This is a genomic window from Arthrobacter bussei, from assembly GCF_009377195.2.
Taxonomy (GTDB): Bacteria; Actinomycetota; Actinomycetes; order Actinomycetales; family Micrococcaceae; genus Arthrobacter_D; species Arthrobacter_D bussei.
In genome coordinates this window covers 1-286 of the sequence record NZ_VJXX01000029.1, presented here as the reverse complement: position 1 = coordinate 286, position 286 = coordinate 1, and the positions used below count along the sequence as shown (strand labels likewise).

The following is a 286-nucleotide window of genomic DNA, read 5'->3' as shown; positions in this document are numbered from 1 at the left end:
GGGCCGCCTCCGCGAGCCGCACCCGGTCACGGGCCTCCGGCTCCAGGAACTCGAGCACCATCTCGGCGGTCATCACCGCGGAACCCAGATCCGTCAGGATCACGACCCCGTCGCCGTCCGAAGCCGCCGGTGGAGAGGTCGCATGAGCGTCGGGCTGGTCATCGTCTCGCACAGCCGGAAGATCGCGGAGGGCGTCGTCGAACTCGCGGCGCAGATGGCGCCGGACGTCGTCCTCGTCGCCGCCGGCGAAGCGGACGACGGCGACGGACCGTCGCGGATCGGCACG

The 286-nt window shown here is 72.4% G+C and carries 2 protein-coding genes; one reads left to right on the top strand and one right to left on the bottom strand.

Annotation, left to right across the window (positions count from 1 at the left end):
• On the bottom strand, positions 1-172 hold a 172-nt coding region (locus FNH21_RS17225; protein ID WP_422108797.1), incomplete at its 3' end, for a PTS-dependent dihydroxyacetone kinase phosphotransferase subunit DhaM.
• Between FNH21_RS17225 and FNH21_RS16775 the strand changes: the two genes are divergently transcribed.
• Positions 143-286: PTS sugar transporter subunit IIA domain-containing protein (locus tag FNH21_RS16775; protein ID WP_479682158.1), on the top strand; the 144-nt coding region annotated here is incomplete at its 3' end. The genes FNH21_RS17225 and FNH21_RS16775 overlap by 30 nt on opposite strands.